The sequence below is a fragment of the Microbacterium sp. B19(2022) genome, assembly GCF_012030385.1.
Taxonomy (GTDB): domain Bacteria; phylum Actinomycetota; class Actinomycetes; order Actinomycetales; family Microbacteriaceae; genus Microbacterium; species Microbacterium oxydans_B.
In genome coordinates this window covers 60,804-78,481 of sequence record NZ_JAAUVO010000001.1, presented here as the reverse complement: position 1 = coordinate 78,481, position 17,678 = coordinate 60,804, and the positions used below count along the sequence as shown (strand labels likewise).

15 protein-coding genes are annotated in these 17,678 nt (G+C 70.2%); 13 read left to right on the top strand and 2 right to left on the bottom strand.

What is annotated here, in order from left to right:
- The 11 genes from HCX50_RS00400 (at position 1) to rlmN (ending at position 14,544) form a co-directional block, all read left to right on the top strand.
- On the top strand, positions 1–948 hold the full coding sequence (locus HCX50_RS00400) for a carbohydrate ABC transporter permease (protein WP_091031549.1): 948 nt from the start codon (positions 1–3) through the stop codon (positions 946–948).
- Positions 945–1,799 carry a carbohydrate ABC transporter permease gene (locus tag HCX50_RS00395; RefSeq protein ID WP_205828681.1) on the top strand — a complete coding sequence of 285 codons (855 nt, stop codon included), beginning with the start codon at positions 945–947 and terminating at the stop codon, positions 1,797–1,799. Before HCX50_RS00400 ends, HCX50_RS00395 begins: the two co-directional genes overlap by 4 nt.
- Entirely contained in the window at positions 1,799–2,872 is a 1,074-nt protein-coding gene (locus HCX50_RS00390) for an ABC transporter ATP-binding protein (protein WP_167632622.1), read from the top strand. Before HCX50_RS00395 ends, HCX50_RS00390 begins: the two co-directional genes overlap by 1 nt.
- On the top strand, positions 2,872–4,128 hold the full coding sequence (locus HCX50_RS00385; RefSeq protein ID WP_167632621.1) for a CehA/McbA family metallohydrolase: 1,257 nt from the start codon (positions 2,872–2,874) through the stop codon (positions 4,126–4,128). The genes HCX50_RS00390 and HCX50_RS00385 overlap by 1 nt, the downstream gene beginning before the upstream one ends.
- Before the next feature lie 49 nt (positions 4,129–4,177).
- Complete coding sequence (locus HCX50_RS00380) at positions 4,178–6,865, top strand: alpha-mannosidase (protein ID WP_167632620.1); 2,688 nt, start codon at positions 4,178–4,180, stop codon at positions 6,863–6,865.
- A 62-nt stretch (positions 6,866–6,927) separates the two neighbouring features.
- A complete protein-coding gene (gene iolC, locus HCX50_RS00375; protein WP_167632619.1) occupies positions 6,928–7,884 on the top strand; it encodes a 5-dehydro-2-deoxygluconokinase in 957 nt (318 codons plus the stop codon).
- Position 7,885: 1 nt separating this feature from the next.
- Positions 7,886–8,785: a Cgl0159 family (beta/alpha)8-fold protein gene (locus tag HCX50_RS00370; RefSeq protein WP_105711241.1), complete on the top strand. Its 900-nt coding sequence runs from the start codon at positions 7,886–7,888 to the stop codon at positions 8,783–8,785.
- Between the two features lie 25 nt (positions 8,786–8,810).
- Complete coding sequence (locus HCX50_RS00365; RefSeq protein ID WP_167632618.1) at positions 8,811–10,334, top strand: CoA-acylating methylmalonate-semialdehyde dehydrogenase; 1,524 nt, start codon at positions 8,811–8,813, stop codon at positions 10,332–10,334.
- Positions 10,335–10,359: 25 nt separating this feature from the next.
- Positions 10,360–11,271 (top strand): 5-deoxy-glucuronate isomerase, encoded by a 912-nt coding sequence (gene iolB, locus HCX50_RS00360; RefSeq protein ID WP_167632617.1) that lies wholly within the window; start codon positions 10,360–10,362, stop codon positions 11,269–11,271.
- Positions 11,271–13,190: a 3D-(3,5/4)-trihydroxycyclohexane-1,2-dione acylhydrolase (decyclizing) gene (gene iolD, locus HCX50_RS00355; protein ID WP_205828680.1), complete on the top strand. Its 1,920-nt coding sequence runs from the start codon at positions 11,271–11,273 to the stop codon at positions 13,188–13,190. Before iolB ends, iolD begins: the two co-directional genes overlap by 1 nt.
- A 52-nt stretch (positions 13,191–13,242) precedes the next feature.
- Positions 13,243–14,544, top strand: coding sequence for a 23S rRNA (adenine(2503)-C(2))-methyltransferase RlmN (rlmN, locus tag HCX50_RS00350; protein WP_205828679.1), 1,302 nt, complete (start codon positions 13,243–13,245; stop codon positions 14,542–14,544).
- Here rlmN and HCX50_RS00345 read toward each other — a convergent pair.
- Complete coding sequence (locus tag HCX50_RS00345; protein WP_167632616.1) at positions 14,493–15,116, bottom strand: NAD(P)H-dependent oxidoreductase; 624 nt, start codon at positions 15,114–15,116, stop codon at positions 14,493–14,495. The two genes, rlmN and HCX50_RS00345, sit on opposite strands and share 52 nt — an antisense overlap.
- A gap of 66 nt (positions 15,117–15,182) precedes the next feature.
- On the opposite strand from HCX50_RS00345, the gene HCX50_RS00340 reads away from it, so the two are divergent.
- Both HCX50_RS00340 and HCX50_RS00335 read left to right on the top strand, forming a co-directional pair.
- Positions 15,183–15,755 carry a TetR/AcrR family transcriptional regulator gene (locus HCX50_RS00340; protein WP_167632615.1) on the top strand — a complete coding sequence of 191 codons (573 nt, stop codon included), beginning with the start codon at positions 15,183–15,185 and terminating at the stop codon, positions 15,753–15,755.
- A gap of 83 nt (positions 15,756–15,838) precedes the next feature.
- Complete coding sequence (locus tag HCX50_RS00335) at positions 15,839–17,341, top strand: DUF4407 domain-containing protein (protein WP_167632614.1); 1,503 nt, start codon at positions 15,839–15,841, stop codon at positions 17,339–17,341.
- 36 nt (positions 17,342–17,377) lie between these two features.
- Here HCX50_RS00335 and HCX50_RS00330 read toward each other — a convergent pair whose 3' ends face one another.
- Positions 17,378–17,662, bottom strand: coding sequence for a hypothetical protein (locus HCX50_RS00330; RefSeq protein ID WP_167632613.1), 285 nt, complete (start codon positions 17,660–17,662; stop codon positions 17,378–17,380).
- Between the last annotated feature and the right edge of the window lie 16 nt (positions 17,663–17,678).

Sequence of the window (17,678 nt, the reverse complement as noted above, 5' to 3'; positions counted from 1 at the left end):
ATGACGCAAGCAACGATGCCGGCGGGGAGCGTCACCACTCCCCGCCGGCGCCGCGCAGAGGATGTCGCGGGTCTCGGTCGGGCCAGGGCCACGCTCTTCGCGGCACCCGGTCTGCTCCTGATCGGCCTGTTCCTCCTCTTCCCGGCGATCTGGACCGTCTACCTCGGCATGACCAACTACCGGTTGACCGGCTTCGCCGCCGCCAACCCGGAGTTCATCGGCCTGGACAATTTCTCCACGGCTCTCAACGATCCGCGCTTCTGGAACTCGCTGTGGCTCACGCTCGTCTTCGTCCTCGTCTCGGGGATCATCGGGCAGACGATCCTCGGCTTCGCGCTGGCCTGGATGCTGCGCAACGTGCGTGCGGGGGTGAAGACCTTCATCGAGACGCTCGTGCTCGCCGCCTGGGTCATCCCCGCCTCGGTGGCGTCGTTCCTCTGGCTCGCGCTCCTGGATCGGCGCACCGGCACCCTGAACTCCCTCCTCGGCACCGAGGGCGCCGCGTGGCTGATCGAGCACCCGATGGAGTGCATCATCATCTTCAACATCTGGGTCGGGACCGCGTTCTCGATGCAGCTGTTCTCCTCGGCGATCAGCGCGGTGCCACCGTCGCAGCTCGAGAGCGCGCGCATGGTCGGCGCCAACACGTGGCAGCAGCTGCGCGATGTGATCCTGCCCAACATCAAGGGCCACCTGCTGACCAACACCCTGCTGATCACGCTGTGGACGTTCAACACCTTCACGCCCTACCTGCTCACCGCGGGCGGGCCGAACGGTCAGACCGACATCCTGTCGGTGTACATCTACCAGACCGCCATCCCCGGCGGGCAGCTGGGCCTCGGTGCAGCGATCTCGCTCATCATGCTCCTCATCAACCTCGTGATCGCGCTGATGTACACGCGCGTCTCGCGGGGTAAGAGCACCAAGAAGAAGAAGGTGACCTCATGATGACCACCATCAAGACGGTCGTGCGCGACCGCTCGGTGACCCACTTCGTCTCGCGGATCCTGTTCACGGTCGTGCTCGTCATCGTGTCGCTGTTCTTCGCCCTGCCGATGGTGTGGCTGGTCCTGGCCCCGTTCGACGCGACCCCGTCGCTGACGGTGTCGTGGCCGGACTGGACGCTCGACAACTTCGCGCGGCTGGTCGAGAACCCCTACGCGATGAAGTCGATCCTCAACTCGCTGATCCTCGGCGTCGGAACCATGGCGCTCGTGATCGTCCTCGGCGCGCTGGCGTCGTATGCGATGAGCCGGATCAGCATCCCCGGCCGCGACGGCATCCTCTACGGTCTGCTGCTCCTTTCGTCGATCGTGACGGGGACGGCGGCCATGGTGCCGACGTTCCAGCTGATCAACCAGCTGCAGCTGATCAACACGCACGTCGGCGTCATCCTGGTGCTGGCGGGCGGCATCCTGCCGACGGTGATCTTCATCCTCAAGGACTTCATGGACTCGATCCCGAAGTCCTACGAGGAGTCGGCGCGGCTGTACGGCGCCGGCCCCTTCCGCATCCTCAAGGACATCGTGGTGCCGATCGCCCGCCCGGGTCTCGCGTTCATCGCGATCTGGACGATCGTGCAGGTCTGGGGCAACTTCCTCGTTCCGTTCCTGCTGCTGCGCACGCCCGACATGCAGCCGGCCGCCGTGCTCATGTACACCTTCTACACCGAGAGCGGCCAGGCCGACCTCCGTCTGATCTCGGCGTTCTCGCTGGTGTTCTCGGTGCCTGTCCTGCTCATCTACTTCTTTGTGAACCGTCGCTACGGTTTCCGCTTCCACGGAGGGATCAAGTCCTGATGGCCGCCATCATTGCAACCGAACTCGTCAAGGAGTACCCCGGCGGGGTGCGCGGCGTCGACAGTGTCGACGTCGAGATCGCGGACGGCGAGTTCTTCGCGCTCCTCGGCCCCTCCGGCTGCGGGAAGACCACGCTGCTGCGGTCGATCGCGGGTCTGGAGAGCATCACCTCCGGAAAGCTCACGATCGGCGAGAAAGACGTCACGAATGCGGAGCCGGGCGAGCGCGGCGTCGCGATGGTCTTCCAGGACTACGCGCTGTTCCCGCACATGGACGTGGGCGACAACATCGCCTACCCGCTGCGGATCCGCCGCGTGGGGAAGACCGAGCGCCGCACCACGGCCGAGTCGGTCGCGAACGGACTGTCGCTGAACGGACTCATCGAGCGCCGCCCCGGCCAGCTCTCCGGCGGCCAGCAGCAGCGCGTGGCTCTCGCCCGCGCCGTCGCGACCCGCCCCGACGTGCTGCTGCTCGACGAGCCGCTGTCGAACCTCGACGCCCGGCTGCGCCTCGAGGCGCGCACGTTCCTCAAGGAGCTGCAGCGCGACCTGGGCGTCACGACCGTGTTCGTGACCCACGACCAGGCCGAGGCGCTCGCGCTCGCCGACCGGATCGCGGTCATGAAGTCCGGCAAGCTCCAGCAGATCGGCTCGCCGCGCGAGATCTTCCACCGCCCGAACAACACGTTCGTCGCGGGGTTCATCGGCTCGGTGCCGATGAACCTGCTCGAGACCGCGGTCTCGGGCGCAACCGTGCGGATCGGTGAATCCGATGTGACGGTTCCCACCGAAGCCGCCGCGTCGGCGCGCGAGGGGCAGACCGTGATCTGGGGCATCCGTCCCGAGTACCTGCGCTGGTCGACCGAGCCCGTCGAGGGCGGTATCGCCGCCGAGGTCGTCGTGACCGAGACCCTCGGTGCGACGAGCCTGGTGCTCGTGAGCGCGGGGGAGCACAAGCTGCAGGTCGTCGTGCCCGAGGAGCAGGAGCCGGCGCCGGGTGACCGCGGCTGGATCGTCCCGCAGCTCCACCGTGTGCTGCTGTTCGACGCCGAGAGCACCGAGCGGATCGGCTGATGAGCACCATCCGCACCACCCTCCACCTCACCCACGAGATCCAGAACGCCGACCGCTACGTGCGGGTGCCGTTCGACGTGCCCGCGGGCACCGACTCGCTCGAGGTGCGCATCTCTTACGACAGCGAGGCGGCGGTGATCGACCTCGGCTGCGAGGGCGCCGCAGGGTGGCGCGGATGGTCGGGCGGTGCGCGTACCTCCTCCGTGATCCGCACCGACGACGCCACGCCCGGGTACCTGCCGGGGCGTCCCGAGGAGGGCGAGTGGAACGTGATCCTCGGCGTGCACCGGCTGAGTGCCGGCGGCGCCGACATCACGGTCGAGATCTCCCTCCCCGCGGAGTCGACGATCGACCACGGGCCGGATGCGGCCCCCGTGACCGGGGTGCCGCGGGGGAGTTCGAGAAACCTCCCGGCGCCCGCCGGCCTGCGCTGGTTCGCCGGCGACTTCCACGCGCACACCCTCCACTCCGACGGCCGCGAGAGCATCTCGGGGCTCGCCGCACTGGGCGCGAGGGCCGGGCTCGACTTCCTCGCCGTCACCGACCACAACACCACCAGCCATCACGCGCACCTCCCGGGTGTCGGGATGCAGCACTCCATCACGCTGCTCCCCGGGCAGGAGGTGACCACGCACCGCGGTCACGCGAACGCCTTCGGCGACATCGGCTGGATCGACTTCCGCCGCCCCGCGCAGGAGTGGGTCGACGAGGTCGAGCGCCGCGGCGGTGTGCTCAGCGTGAACCACCCGATCTCGGGCGACTGCTCGTGGCTGCATCCGCTGGAGCGCGCCCCGCGGGCGATCGAGCTGTGGCACTCGACCTGGTACCGGGAGCTCATCGCGACCTCGCCGCTCGCCTTCCACGAACGGTGGGACAAGGATGCCGTGCTCCTCGGCGGCGCCGACTTCCACATGCAGAGCCAGGGCGTCGGCCCGGGCACCCCGACGACCTGGGTCGCGGCGGAGGACGCCTCGCCCGAGGCGATCCTCGCCGGAGTCGCCGCCGGGCGCACCGCCATCATGGGCGGGGTGACCGTGCGCGACGGGCTCACCGCTCCGGACCTCTTCACCGCCCCCGTGCTCCTGCGCATCGAGGACGAGCTGCTCGCCATCGATGCCGACGGACTGATCCTCGTCGACGGCGCCGGCGAGCGTCGCTCGGTGCACGGCGATCGCGTCGCGTTCGCGGCCGCGCGCTCCGCCGGCCCCCACTACCTGCTGTACCCCGACCGCAGCATCGCCGCCCTGTGCGCCTGACCGGCCGCACGCCCCACACCTTTCCCCAGAGAATCAGGAGTCCCCGCCCGTGACCAGTGAGATCGTCGTCGTCCCCCACACCCATTGGGACCGCGAGTGGTACGAGCCGCACGATGTGTTCCGTCTGCGCCTGGTGCACATGCTCGACCGGCTGATCGGCATCCTCGAGGCGGAGCCGGAGTACCGGTTCACGCTCGACGGACAGGCCGCGGCGATCGAGGACTACCTCGAGATGCGCCCGGACATGCGCGACAGGGTCGTGGCACTGGTCGAGCGGGAGCAGCTCAGCGTCGGTCCGTTCCTCATCCTCCTCGACGAGTTCGGCTGCGACGGCGAGACGATCATCCGCAACCTCGAGCTCGGCCGCGCCGCGAGCGCGCGTCTCGGCCGCACGATGCCCGTCGGCTACCTCCCCGACATGTTCGGCCACGCGGCCCAGATGCCGCAGATCCTGTCGGGCTTCGGCATCCGGCACAGCGCCCTCTGGCGCGGCGTCCCCGCCGACATCGCCGAGCACGCCTTCTCGTGGGTCGCCCCCAACGGCGACGCCGTGCGGTGCGAGTACCTCTTCGACGGCTACGGCAACGGACTCGACATGTTCGCCCTGCCGGGGCAGCTGCCCGAACTCGCCCCCGACTACGCCGCCCGCACCGCATCCTGGTACGGCGACGACCCGGTGCTCGCGATGCTGGGCACCGACCACTCGGCACCGCCCGAGGACCTCGCCGAGGTCATCCGCGACTACGACGCGGGCGGGCGCGAACCGCACCTGTCGATCGCGACGCTCGACGGGCACCTCTCCCGGTACGAGACGGATGCCGCATCGCTTGCGGCCCTCCCGCAGGTGCACGGCGAGATGCGCTCGCACGCCCGCGGCAACCTCCTGCCCGGCGTCTTCTCGATCCGCACGAACCTCAAGCGCGAGATGGCCCGCTCCGAGCAGGCGCTCACCGCCGCGGAGCGCCTCGACCTGATGTACGGCACCCGCGACCACCGCTCGTTCTTCGACACGGCCTGGTATCGCATCGTGGAGAGCACCGCGCACGACTCCGTGACCGGATGCGGCGTCGACGCGACGGCCGAGCAGGTGGGCACGCGCATCCACACCGCCGGGCACATCGCCCGCGGCGTGATCGACACCGTGCTCCGTGACGTCTCGGCTGCCGTCTCGCCCGCGCAGCACCTGGTGTTCAACCCCTCGGGGTTCGCCCGGCGCGCGCAGGTCGAGGTCACGCTGCACGGTGTCGACGCGGGCTCGCTCTCCGCGGGCGTGCAGCTGCTCGACCCGCTGACCACCGTCCTCGGCGACGAGCGGATGCGCACGGCCGACCTGCCGAAGGTCCTCCGCCGCATCCACGGCCGCGAGCTCTTCGGCCAGCAGATCAACGGCTACGAGTGGGGCGAGCGGTCGCTGCGCTTCCAGGTCGCCGAGAGCCCGCAGGGCGTGTGGGACCTGGCCGCGTTCACCGTCGAGCTCGAGGAGCGCGTCGCCGCGGATGCCGCGGGCGACGACGTCTGGCACGTCGAGACCATCGCCGACCCTCGGCACCGGGCGCTCCTGGCCGTCGACGTCGACGGCCTCGCGCTCGCCGCGGTCGGCGAGACCACGGCGCCCGCATCGGCTGACGCGGTCACCGTGACGAGCGGATCGCTCTCCAACGGCGCGCTGACCGCGACCGTGAACGCCGACGGCACCGTCCGCATCGACGGTGCGGACGGCTCGTCGATCGACGGCGCGCTCGCTCTCGTCGACGACGGCGACTGCGGCGACTCCTACAACTACGGTCCGGTCGATGCGGCATCCGCCGTCTCGGCGCCCTCGTCGGTCGAGGTGACCGTGCTCGAGGAGGGGCCGCTGCGCGGCCGCATCCGCATCCGCCGGGTCTACGACCTGCCGGAGCGCTTGGACGCGGACCGCCGGCGCTCGACCTCGACGGTGCCGCTCGTGACCGAGACCACGATCGAACTGCGCGAGGGCGAGGGCTTCCTGCGCGTCGGCATCGACTACGTGAACACCGCCTCCGATCACCGGCTCCGGGTGCTGGTGCCCGTCGACGGCGCCGGGCTCGACTCCTCCCGCAGTGCCGGGCAGTACGGCACGACCGTGCGCGGACGCGAGGCCGAGGGTGGCTGGGGCGAATTCCCGCTGCCGACCTATCCGGCGTACCGCTTCGCCGCGGCGGGCTCGACCGCGGTGCTGGTGCAGAAGCTGTCGGAGTACGAGCTGGTGTCGACGGCCGACGCGCCGGATGCTCTCGCGGTCACGCTGTCGCGCTCGGTCGGGATGATGAGCGTGAACGTGCATCCGCTGCGCGACGAGCCGGCCGGATCCGAGATCCCCGTGCCGGGCGCCCAGTACCTCGGAGTCGCCGTGCACACCGATCTGGCGATCCTGGTCGGCGCTGACGACGCGACCGCGGTGCGCGCCGCCGATCTCTTCCGGCACGACCCGCTCGTCGTCCGCGGTTCGGGTGCGGCCGACGGCCCGCTGCCCGAGGCGGCGTTCCCCGTGCGGCTGTCGGGTGATGTCGTGCTGGAGTCGGCGCGGCGCGTCGGCACCGAGGCGGAGCTCCGGTTCGTGAACTACCTGGCCGAGGAGCGCGAGCTGGCGTTCACGTCGCCCGGCGACTGGGCGCGGGTCGACCTGGCCGGTGAGGTCCAGGGCGGCGCCTTCGACGTGGCGGCTGCTCGCGCGGTCGGCGGCGGGATGCTCAGCATCCGCCGGGCGATCGACTGATCTCGGCGAGTGAGCTACTAAGTGCTAATGTTAAGACAAATGAGCGAGAGGGAGGAGGCGCGATGACCGAGCACTCACCGGCCCCGGAGATCCTGGCCATCGGGCGTCTGGGCGTCGACCTGTATCCGCTGCAGGACGGCGTCGGCCTCGGCGAGGTCACCAGCTTCGGCAAGTACCTCGGCGGCAGCGCCGCCAACGTCTCGGTCGCCGCCGCACGGTACGGCCACGACACCGCCCTGCTCTCCCGCGTCGGGGACGACCCCTTCGGGCGGTATCTGCGCACAGAGCTCGAGCGCCTCGGGGTGCACAGCCGGTACGTCGCCACCGACCCGACCTACAAGACCCCGATCACGTTCTGCGAGATCTTCCCGCCCGACGACTTCCCGCTGTACTTCTATCGCGAGCCGACCGCCCCCGACCTGCAGATCCGGCCGGGCGACGTCGACGAGGCCGCGGTGCGGCAGGCTGCACTCGTCTGGTTCACCGCGACCGGCCTGAGCGAGGAGCCGAGCAGGCAGACGCACCTCGATCTCCTCCGGGCGCGCGGACGCCGTGCGCACACGGTGTTCGATCTGGACTACCGCCCCATGTTCTGGGAGACGCCCGACGAGGCCCGCGTGCAGATCCAGCGGGCGCTGGAGTTCGCCACGGTCGCCGTGGGAAACCGCGAGGAGTGCGAGGTCGCGGTCGGCGAGACCGACCCGCAGCGTGCCGCGGATGCGCTCCTCGAGCGCGGCGTCGAGCTGGCGATCGTGAAGCAGGGACCGCGCGGCGTGCTCGCCAAGACCCGGTCGAGGCAGGTCGAGATCCCCGCGACCGCGGTCGAGGTCGTGAACGGGCTCGGTGCCGGCGACGCGTTCGGCGGCGCGCTCTGCCACGGACTGCTCGCCGAGTGGGAGCTGGAGAAGACCCTGACCTATGCGAATGCGGCGGGCGGCATCGTCGCCGGACGCCGGGAATGCTCGACGGCGATGCCGACCGAGCGCGAGGTCGCCGAGGTCGTGAACGGAGATGCGTGAGATGACAGCCCTGACCGAAGAGGACTTCCACCGACTCCGGACGGTGCGCGCGGAGTCGCCGCACGCGATCCGCGAGACGCTGGCCGGACGCCGCCGCCGCGACATCATCCGCGGGGACGGGCGGCTGTTCATCATCGCCGCCGACCACCCCGCGCGCGGTGCGCTCGCGGTCGGCGGGTCGCCGTTCGCCATGGCCGACCGCTACGAGCTGCTCGATCGGCTCGCGATCGCCCTGCGGCATCCGGGTGTGGACGGCGTGCTCGGCACCCCCGACATCATCGACGACCTGGCGATGCTGGGCCTGCTCGACGACAAGATCGTCGTCGGATCGATGAACCGCGGCGGGCTCCGCGGAGCGACCTTCGAGATGGACGACCGCTACACCGGGTACGACGTGCCCGCGATGGTGGACTCCGGCATCGACTTCGCCAAGGCCCTGCTGCGCGTGAACCTCGACGACGACGGGACGGCGCCCACGTTGGCCTCGACGGCCGACGCGGTGACCGCGGCGGCACGGGCCGACCTGCCGATCATGCTCGAGCCGTTCCTGAGCCGCCGGGTCGACGGCCGGGTCGTCAACGACCTGAGCCCGGATGCCGTGATGCTGTCGATCGCGATCGCCAGCGGGCTCGGTGCGAGCAGCGCGAGCACCTGGTTGAAGCTGCCGGTCGTCGACGACATGGAACGCGTGCTCGCGGCGACGACGCTGCCCGTGCTGCTGCTCGGCGGCGACGCGGGCGCCGACCCCGACGACACGTTCTCGTCCTGGGAGGACGCTCTGTCGCTCCCCGGCGTGCGCGGCCTGACCGTCGGCCGCACGCTCCTCTATTCGTCGGACATCGACGTGGCATCCGCCATCGACGTCGCGGCCTCCCTCGTCCACCCCGGGCTGACCGCCTGATCGCCCTCTCTGCAGAAGGACACGCATGACCTCCGCTTCCGACATCCCCGTCATCGGCCACTGGATCGACGGTGCCGCCCGCGCCTCGGCGAGCGGTCGCACCGCTCCCGTCCACAACCCCGCGACGGGTGCGGTGACCGGGCATGTCGCCCTGGCCGACGACTCCGAGATCGCGGACGCCATCGCCTCCGCGCAGCGCGGATTCCAGGTGTGGAGCGCCTACTCGATCGCGCGGCGCCAGGCGGTGATGTTCGCGTTCCGCGAGCTGCTGAACGCGCGCAAGGGTGAGCTGTCGGCGATCATCACCGCCGAGCACGGCAAGGTCCGCTCCGATGCGATGGGCGAGATCCTGCGCGGCCAGGAGGTCGTGGAGCTCGCGACCGGGTTCCCGCACCTGATCAAGGGCGCGTACTCGGAGAACGTGTCGACCGGCATCGACGTGTACTCGCTCAAGCAGCCGCTCGGCGTCGTCGGCATCATCTCCCCGTTCAACTTCCCGGCGATGGTGCCGATGTGGTTCTTCCCGGTCGCGATCGCCGCGGGCAACGCCGTGGTGCTCAAGCCCAGCGAGAAGGACCCGTCTGCGGCGCTCTGGCTCGCCGCCCTCTGGGCCGAGGCCGGGCTGCCCGACGGCGTGTTCACCGTGCTGCAGGGCGACAAGCAGGCGGTGGACGGGCTGCTGGAGAGCCCGGACGTCGCCTCGATCTCGTTCGTCGGCTCGACGCCCATCGCCCAGTACATCTACGAGACCGCGTCCCGCAACGGCAAGCGCGTGCAGGCGCTCGGCGGTGCGAAGAACCACATGCTCGTCCTGCCGGATGCCGATCTCGACCTCGTCGCCGACCAGGCCGTGAACGCGGGATTCGGCGCGGCGGGGGAGCGGTGCATGGCCGTCTCGGTCCTGCTCGCGGTCGAGCCGGTGGCGGACGCGCTGATCGAGCGCATCTCGCAGCGCATCGCGGGGCTGCGCATCGGCGACGGTGCGGGCGGTGCCGACGGCGAGCCCGACATGGGTCCGCTGATCACGGCGGAGCATCGCGCGAAGGTGTCGGGCTACGTCGACATCGCCGAGGCCGACGGGGCGCGCATCGTGGTCGACGGCAGAGGGTTGACGGTCGACGGGAACGAGGACGGCTTCTGGTTCGGGCCGACACTCATCGACGAGATCCCGACATCCTCGCGGGCCTACCAGGAAGAGATCTTCGGGCCCGTGCTGTCGGTGGTGCGGGTGCAGACCTTCCAGGAGGGGGTCGACCTGATCAACTCCGGCCGGTTCGGCAACGGGACCGCGATCTTCACGAACGACGGCGGGGCGGCCCGCCGCTTCCAGCACGAGGTCCAGGTCGGGATGATCGGCATCAACGTGCCCATCCCGGTCCCCGTGGCCTATCACTCGTTCGGCGGGTGGAAGGCATCGCTGTTCGGCGACGCGAAGGCGTACGGTGTCCATGGCTTCGACTTCTTCACCCGCGAGAAGGCGATCACCAGTCGGTGGCTCGACCCCGCCCTCCACGGCGGCATCGACCTCGGCTTCCCCCAGAACAGCTGACCAGCGGATGCGGGCAGGAGACGCCATGACCGAGGACGGGAACTGGTTCCACCGCCGCGGCGCGATCGGCCGCGACGGCTGGGAGAGCGTCGTCGACGACACCACGCCCGGCTGGGCGCACACCGGCATCCGCATCGGCGAGCTCGGCGCGGGGGAGAGCCTCGCGCTCGCCGACACCGGGGTGGAGCGGATCATCGTGCCGCTCTCCGGGTCGTTCTCCGTGGCGCACACCGAGGAGGGATCGACCACCGAGACCCCGCTCGCCGGGCGCCGCTCCGTGTTCGACGGTCCGAGCGACGTGCTCTATCTCTCGGCGGCGGCCACGGCGGTCATCACGGGCTCCGGTCGGGTGGCCGTGGCCTCATCGCCCACTTCCGTCGTGCATCCCACTCGGCACATCCTCGCGGCCGAGACCCCGGTCGAGCTCCGTGGCGCCGGCGCCTCCAGTCGGCAGGTGCACAACTTCGGCACACCGGAGGCGCTCGACGCCGAGCGTCTCATCGTGTGCGAGGTCATCACGCCCGCCGAGAACTGGTCGTCGTACCCGCCGCACAAGCACGACGAGCACGTGCCGGGGAGAGAATCCCGACTCGAGGAGATCTACTACTTCGAGGCGGCGCCCACGCGCTCCGGCGGAGACGCCGCCGCTGACGACGCGGCCTTCGGGATGTTCGCGACCTACTCCTCGGATGCCGGCGAGATCGACATCGCCGAGCGGGTGCGCACCGGCGACATCGCGCTGGTGCCGTTCGGGTTCCACGGTCCTGCCGTGGCTGCCCCCGGTTACGACCTCTACTACCTCAACGTCATGGCCGGCCCTGACCGCGAGCGGTCCTGGCTCATCACCGACGACCCCGCGCACGCGTGGGTGCGCGACAGCTGGAGCGGGCAGGACATCGATCCGCGGCTGCCCTACCGAGCAGAGGGAGAACTCTGATGCAGACCAGACGGATGACGGTCGGCCAGGCGCTGGTCGAGTTCCTCTCGCGGCAGTGGACGGTCGACGGCGACATCCGCGAGCGCACCGTGCCCGGGATGTTCGGCATCTTCGGGCACGGAAACGTCGCCGGTCTCGGTCAGGCGCTGCAGCAGTACAACCTCGAGCAGCCCGACCTGATGCCCTACCACCAGGCCCGCAACGAGCAGGCGATGGTGCATCAGGCGGTGGGGTTCGCCCGGATGCATCGGCGCAGGGCGACGTTCGCGAGCACGGCCTCGGTCGGTCCCGGCGCCACGAACATGCTGACCGGTGCGGCCCTCGCGACCACCAACCGGTTGCCGGCGCTGCTACTGCCGAGCGACACCTTCGCCACCCGGGTCGCCGACCCCGTGCTGCAGCAATTGGAGCGCCCGCACGACATCGGTCTCACCGTGAACGACGCGTTCCGCCCGCTCTCGGTCTTCTTCGACCGGGTGCAGCGCCCGGAGCAGCTGTTCTCGATCGCGCTCGCCGCGATGCGCGTCCTCACCGATCCCGCCGAGACCGGTGCGGTGACGATCGCCCTGCCCGAAGACGTGCAGGCCGAAGCGATGGACGTCCCCCTCGAGTTCCTCCAGGACCGCGAGTGGCACATCCGCCGACCGTTGCCGGAGCGCGGACCGCTGGCGCGGGCGGTCGCGGCGATCCGCGGTGCGAAGCAGCCGCTCCTCGTCGCGGGAGGCGGTGTCATCTACTCCGAGGCGGAGCAGGCCCTGCGCGCATTGGTCGAGGCCACCGGCATCCCGGTCGGCACGACGCAGGCGGGCGGCGGCGCCCTGCCGTGGGATCATCCCCAGTACCTGGGCGGCATCGGCGCGACCGGTACCACCGCGGCGAACCGCATCGCGGCGGAGGCCGACGTCATCATCGGCGTCGGCACCCGGTACAGCGACTTCACGACGGCGTCCCGCACGGCCTTCCAGAACCCCGATGCGGTGTTCGTCAACATCAACGTCGCGGCCTTCGACGCCTACAAGCACGGCTCGCAGCTGCCCGTCGTCGCGGATGCCAGGGAGACCCTGGTCGCGCTGCGCGACGAGCTCGACGGATACCGCGTCGCACCGGGCCTGAGCGCGCGGATCGCCGACGAGAAGCGCGAGTGGGATGCGGTGGTCGATCGGGCGCTCGCTCCCACGGGCCGCGAGCTGCCGGGTCAGCCCGAGATCATCGGCGCCGTGCGCGGGGCCGTGGCCGACGAAGACGTCATCGTGCAGGCGGCCGGTTCGCTCCCCGGCGACCTGCACAAGCTGTGGCGCGTGAGCGACCCGCTGGGCTATCACGTCGAATACGCGTACTCCTGCATGGGCTACGAGATCGCGGGAGGCCTCGGCGTCAAGCGCGGGCTCACGGCATCCGGCGACGAGCGCGACGTCGTCGTCATGGTCGGCGACGGCTCGTATCTGATGCTGAGCTCCGAGCTCGCGACGGCCGTGGCCGAGGGCATCAAGATCATCGTCGTGCTCATCCAGAACCAGGGCTATGCCTCGATCGGGCATCTCTCGGAGACGGTCGGCTCGGAGCGCTTCGGCACGAAGTACCGCCGCTACGACGACGAGGCGCGCAACTTCCAGCGCGGCGACGTGCTGCCGGTCGACCTCGCCATGAACGCGCGCAGCTACGGCGTCGACGTCATCGAGGTCGCGAAGGGATCCGCGGCGGTCGACGACCTGCGCGCCGCGGTCGCCGCTGCGAAGGCCTCCGAGCGGACGACGCTCATCCACGTCGAGAGCGATCCGACGGTCTACGGCCCCGACGGCGAGGGCTGGTGGGATGTGCCGGTGGCCGAGGTCTCGAGCACCGAGACCGCGCAGCGGGCCCGCGAGGAGTACGAGGGTCAGCGCGCCGCACAGCGCCCGCTGCTGGGTGAGTCGGGGTAGGAGCGCTCGCGCTCCAGGCGCTTCCCACCCGGCACCGCGTACCCTGGAGGGTATGACCGAGACTCCCCGCACGCGCGAGACGCGCCCCGCAGCATCCGCGTCCGCCCCGCAGGGTCGGCCGGCCCAGGGCAAGGTCCGTGAGACGCGCCCGGCGCAGGTGCGCCCGGCGACCGAGGGATGGACCCAGCAGAAGGATGCCGAGGGGCGTCCGCTGCTGCAGTTCGCGAGCCCGAAGCGCGGCAAGCCGCCGGTGCACCTGGCCGACCTCACGCCGGCCGAGCGCATCGAGAAGGTCAAGGAGCTCGGGCTGCCCGGCTTCCGCGCGAAGCAGCTGTCGACGCACTACTTCCGCCACTACACGTCCGACCCCGAGCAGATGACCGACCTCCCGGCTGACACCCGGGAGCAGCTCGTCGCCGGGATGCTGCCGCCGCTGCTCACCGAGGTCCGCCGCCTCGAGACCGACAAGGGCGACACGATCAAGTTCCTGTGGCGTCTGCACGACGGCGCCTTGGTCGAGTCGGTGCTCATGCGCTACCCCGGCCGCATCACGCTGTGCGTGTCGAGCCAGGCCGGCTGCGGCATGAACTGCCCGTTCTGCGCGACCGGACAGGCGGGGCTGACCCGCAACATGTCCACCGCCGAGATCATCGAGCAGATCGTCCGCGCCAACCGGCTCATCGCCGAGGGCGGCCTCGGCGGCAAGAAGTCCGACGACCACAGCATGGAGCGCGTCTCGAACATCGTCTTCATGGGCATGGGTGAGCCGCTCGCCAACTACAAGCGCGTCATGGATGCGGTGCGGTCGATGGTCGCCCCGCAGCCCGACGGCCTCGGCATGAGCGCCCGTGGCATCACGGTGTCGACCGTCGGCCTGGTGCCGGCGATCAAGAAGCTCGCCGACGAGGGCATCCCCGTCACGTTCGCACTGTCGCTGCATGCGCCGGACGACCACCTGCGCGACGAGCTCATCCCGGTGAACTCCCGCTGGAAGGTCGATGAGGCGCTGGATGCCGCCTACGACTACTACGCCAAGACCGGCCGCCGTGTCTCGATCGAGTACGCGCTCATCAAGGACATGAACGACCACGGCTGGCGCGCCGACCTGCTGGCCGACAAGCTCAACCAGCGCGGACGCGGGTGGGTGCACGTGAACCCGATCCCGCTGAACCCGACGCCCGGCTCGATCTGGACGGCATCCGAGAAAGACGTCACGAACGAGTTCGTGCGCCGCCTGAACGACGCCGGCATCCCGACCACCCTCCGCGACACCCGCGGCAAGGAGATCGACGGCGCCTGCGGTCAGCTCGTCGCCACCACCGAAGACGAGGCCGCCTCCGCCGCGATGGCCTGAGGCGCACCGGCGCGACGGACATCTGTCGCGCCGAGCTGCTCGGCGCGGTCGAGCCAGCGGGTGATGGTCGCCGCCTTGGCATCTTTCACCCCGAGCATGCGGTGCGTGCGTACCGAGCGGATGCCGCAGAACTTCATGGTGTTGCGCACGATCTGCGTCTGTGCCGGGAGGCCGGTGAACGGCAGGAAGAACCAGGGAGTGTCGGCGAGCAGGAGCAGACGTCCACGGCGCGCGGGGATCAGGCCCTCGGGGAGGCCGAGCTTCGAGTAGCGGTATTCCTGCTGCGGCAGCAGCGCCCGATCGAAGAAGCCCTTGAGGAGGGCCGGCGGTGCGCCCCACCACACCGGTGTCGCGACGACGATCGTGTCGGCATCGTGCAGAGCCTGCTTCGCCTCGACGAGGTCGGGCTCGAGCGTCATGCGCTCGCGGTAGCCGAAGCGCAGGTTCGGATCGAAGTCGAGGTCGCGCAGAGCGAGCACGCGGGCATCGCCGTGCCCCGCGGCATAGCGCTGCGCGAGTGCGGCGGTCAAGGAGCGGGCGTCGGGGTGGCCGTCGATCACGAGAGCGGTCATGGCGGTGTTCCTATCTGGACAGTGTCAAGCTTGTGGACAGTGTCAAGATAGGAGATGATGTTGCTCATGTCAAGTTCGAAGGACGGCTACCACCACGGCGATCTCGCCCGTGCCCTGGAAGACGCCGCCATGCAGCTGCTGGAGCGGATGCCGGCGGCGGAGATCAGCCTGCGCGAGGTCGCACGGGCGGCGAACGTCAGCCACAACGCGCCGTACCACCACTTCTCCGATCGGCTCGGCCTGCTCAAGGCGATCGCCGAGCGCAGCATGGCCGACCTCCTCGCCCAGGTCCGCGCCGCCGCCGAGAAAGCCTCGACCCCGCGGGCGGCTCTCGTCGACGGCGGTTCGGCGTACATCCGCTTCGCGATCGAGCATCCGCACGCGTTCGACGCCGTCTACGACCCGACCGTCTGCGTCCCCGGATCCCCGACCGCCACGATGGCACCACTGATCGACGGGCTCGAGGCCGTGCTCGCCGAGGGCGCGGCCGCGGTGGGGCTCGACCGGCCGACCGATGTCGTGGCGCTGTGGGGGCTGATCCACGGTCTCGGCACACTCGCCGCCGCCGGACATTTCACCCTCGACGACGGGCTGGCCGCGTACGCCGCCGCCCTCGACCGTCTGCTCCCGGCATCCTGAATCCGCCGGACGGCACGGAACCTGTGAGGCACTCCAAGGACTTTTCCACGCTATCCACAGGCGACCTTTCGTAGATTGTTCGGATGCCCTATTCCGCCCATCGACCGGGTCGCTACGACTCGCAGGGTCGGATCATCATCGACGGCGAACCCGACGCCGTCACCGATGACCTCGACTTCCTGCGCGAATTCGAGCCGACCGGCGCCGACGACGCCACCCGCGAGGTCCCCGTCGCAGATCCTGCCGAGGCGACCCCGATCGCCGATGCGGTCGCCGCCGAAGAGGAGTCCGCGCCGGTGAAGCCCCCGCGCGAGCCCCGTGCCCGCAAGCCTCGCCGCAAGCGCGCCCCGCGCACGCCAGGCTCCCGTGCCCGGACCCTCGCGATCCTCGGTGGCGCGGAGGGCGAGATCCTCGACCGCGTCCCCGGCGAGACGCCCCGCTTCGTGCAGATGTTCTTCGTGCTCGCCGGTACCGCGCTGGTCTCCGCCATCTCGATGCTCTTCGCGCTCACCACCGGTGTGCAGGCCGCGATCTGGCTGGCCGTGCCGCTCGCGCTCGTGTGGGCGCTCATCATCTTCAACCTCGACCGCTTCCTCACCTCGACCATGAGCTCGACGCGGAACGTGTGGCGGCTCATCGGCCTCGCGATCCCGCGTGTGATCATGGCCGCGATCATCGGCTTCGTCGTCGCCGAGCCGCTCGTGCTGCAGATCTTCCACAACGACATCGCCCGCGAGGTCGCGTCGACCAACATCACGCAGTCGCAGTCCGATCAGGAGGCGCTCGAGACCGGTCCGGAGAAGATCGCGCTGGATTCCGCCACCGCCAAGGTCGCTGAGCTCGAGAACCAGGCCGCGACCGGCATCGTCGCAGGGACCGAGTCCTCTTCGGCGACCGAGTCGGCTGCCCAGGCGACCGTCGATGATGTGACCGCGAAGATGACCGCGCAGCAGGCCGTGATCGACCAGGCGCGCGTGCTCTACCAGTGCGAGCTGACCGGGGAGGGCGCGGGCACGGTTCCGGGCTGCACCGGGGTCAACGGCGAGGGCGCGAGCTCGGATGCCGCCCAGGCGCAGCTCGCCGAGGCGCAGCAGACGTACGACGCGCTCGCCGCGCAGCTGCGCACCGCGAACGAGGAGCTCGCCGCCGCCGGCACCGCCGCCAAGGAGAACACCTCGACGTCGGAGTCGACGAACCGCGAGCAGGCGAAGTCCCAGCTGCCGGCTGCGCGCGACACCTACGACCAGGCGCTCGCCGCATACAACGCACGAGCGGATGCCGTGGCCCAGGGCAACGCCGGAGCCGTCGGACTGCTCAGCCAGATCAGCGGCCTGAACCGCCTGAGCGAGAAGGAGCCCACGATCCTGTGGGCGCACATCCTGATCGCGGCGCTGTTCTTCATGATCGAGCTGCTTCCGGTGCTGGTCAAGGTGCTCACGAGCTACGGCGACCCGAGCCTCTACGAGAAGGCTGCGGCCATCCGCAAGCAGGTCGCCCTGGACCGGGTGACGGCCGAAGGCTTCCGCGACCGCGCCGAGATCGTGACGACTCCCGCGCCACCGTCAGCCTCTGCGCAGGCGACCTGACCTGACCTGGCCCGCGCTCCCGTCGAGCCGTCGCTCCTAGGCGACGAGCGTCAGGCTTCGCGACGGGAGCAGGACGTCGGCGATCACGGATGACCCGTGCGGCGGCGCGGCGAGCGTCAGCGAGCGGATCAGCGCGACGGTCGACGGCGGCCGCGCCCAGGGCTCGCCGGTCAGGGCCGCCTCGATCAGGGACAGCGGATGCTGAAGCGCGGGGTCGTGCTGGCGGGAATCATCGCTGAGCCATTCGATGAGCTGGCCGATGGTCCAATCGGGGTCGATTGGACCGAGATCTGCCGCGAGGGTGGTCGTAGAGGTGCTCATTGGTCCAGAATCGGGT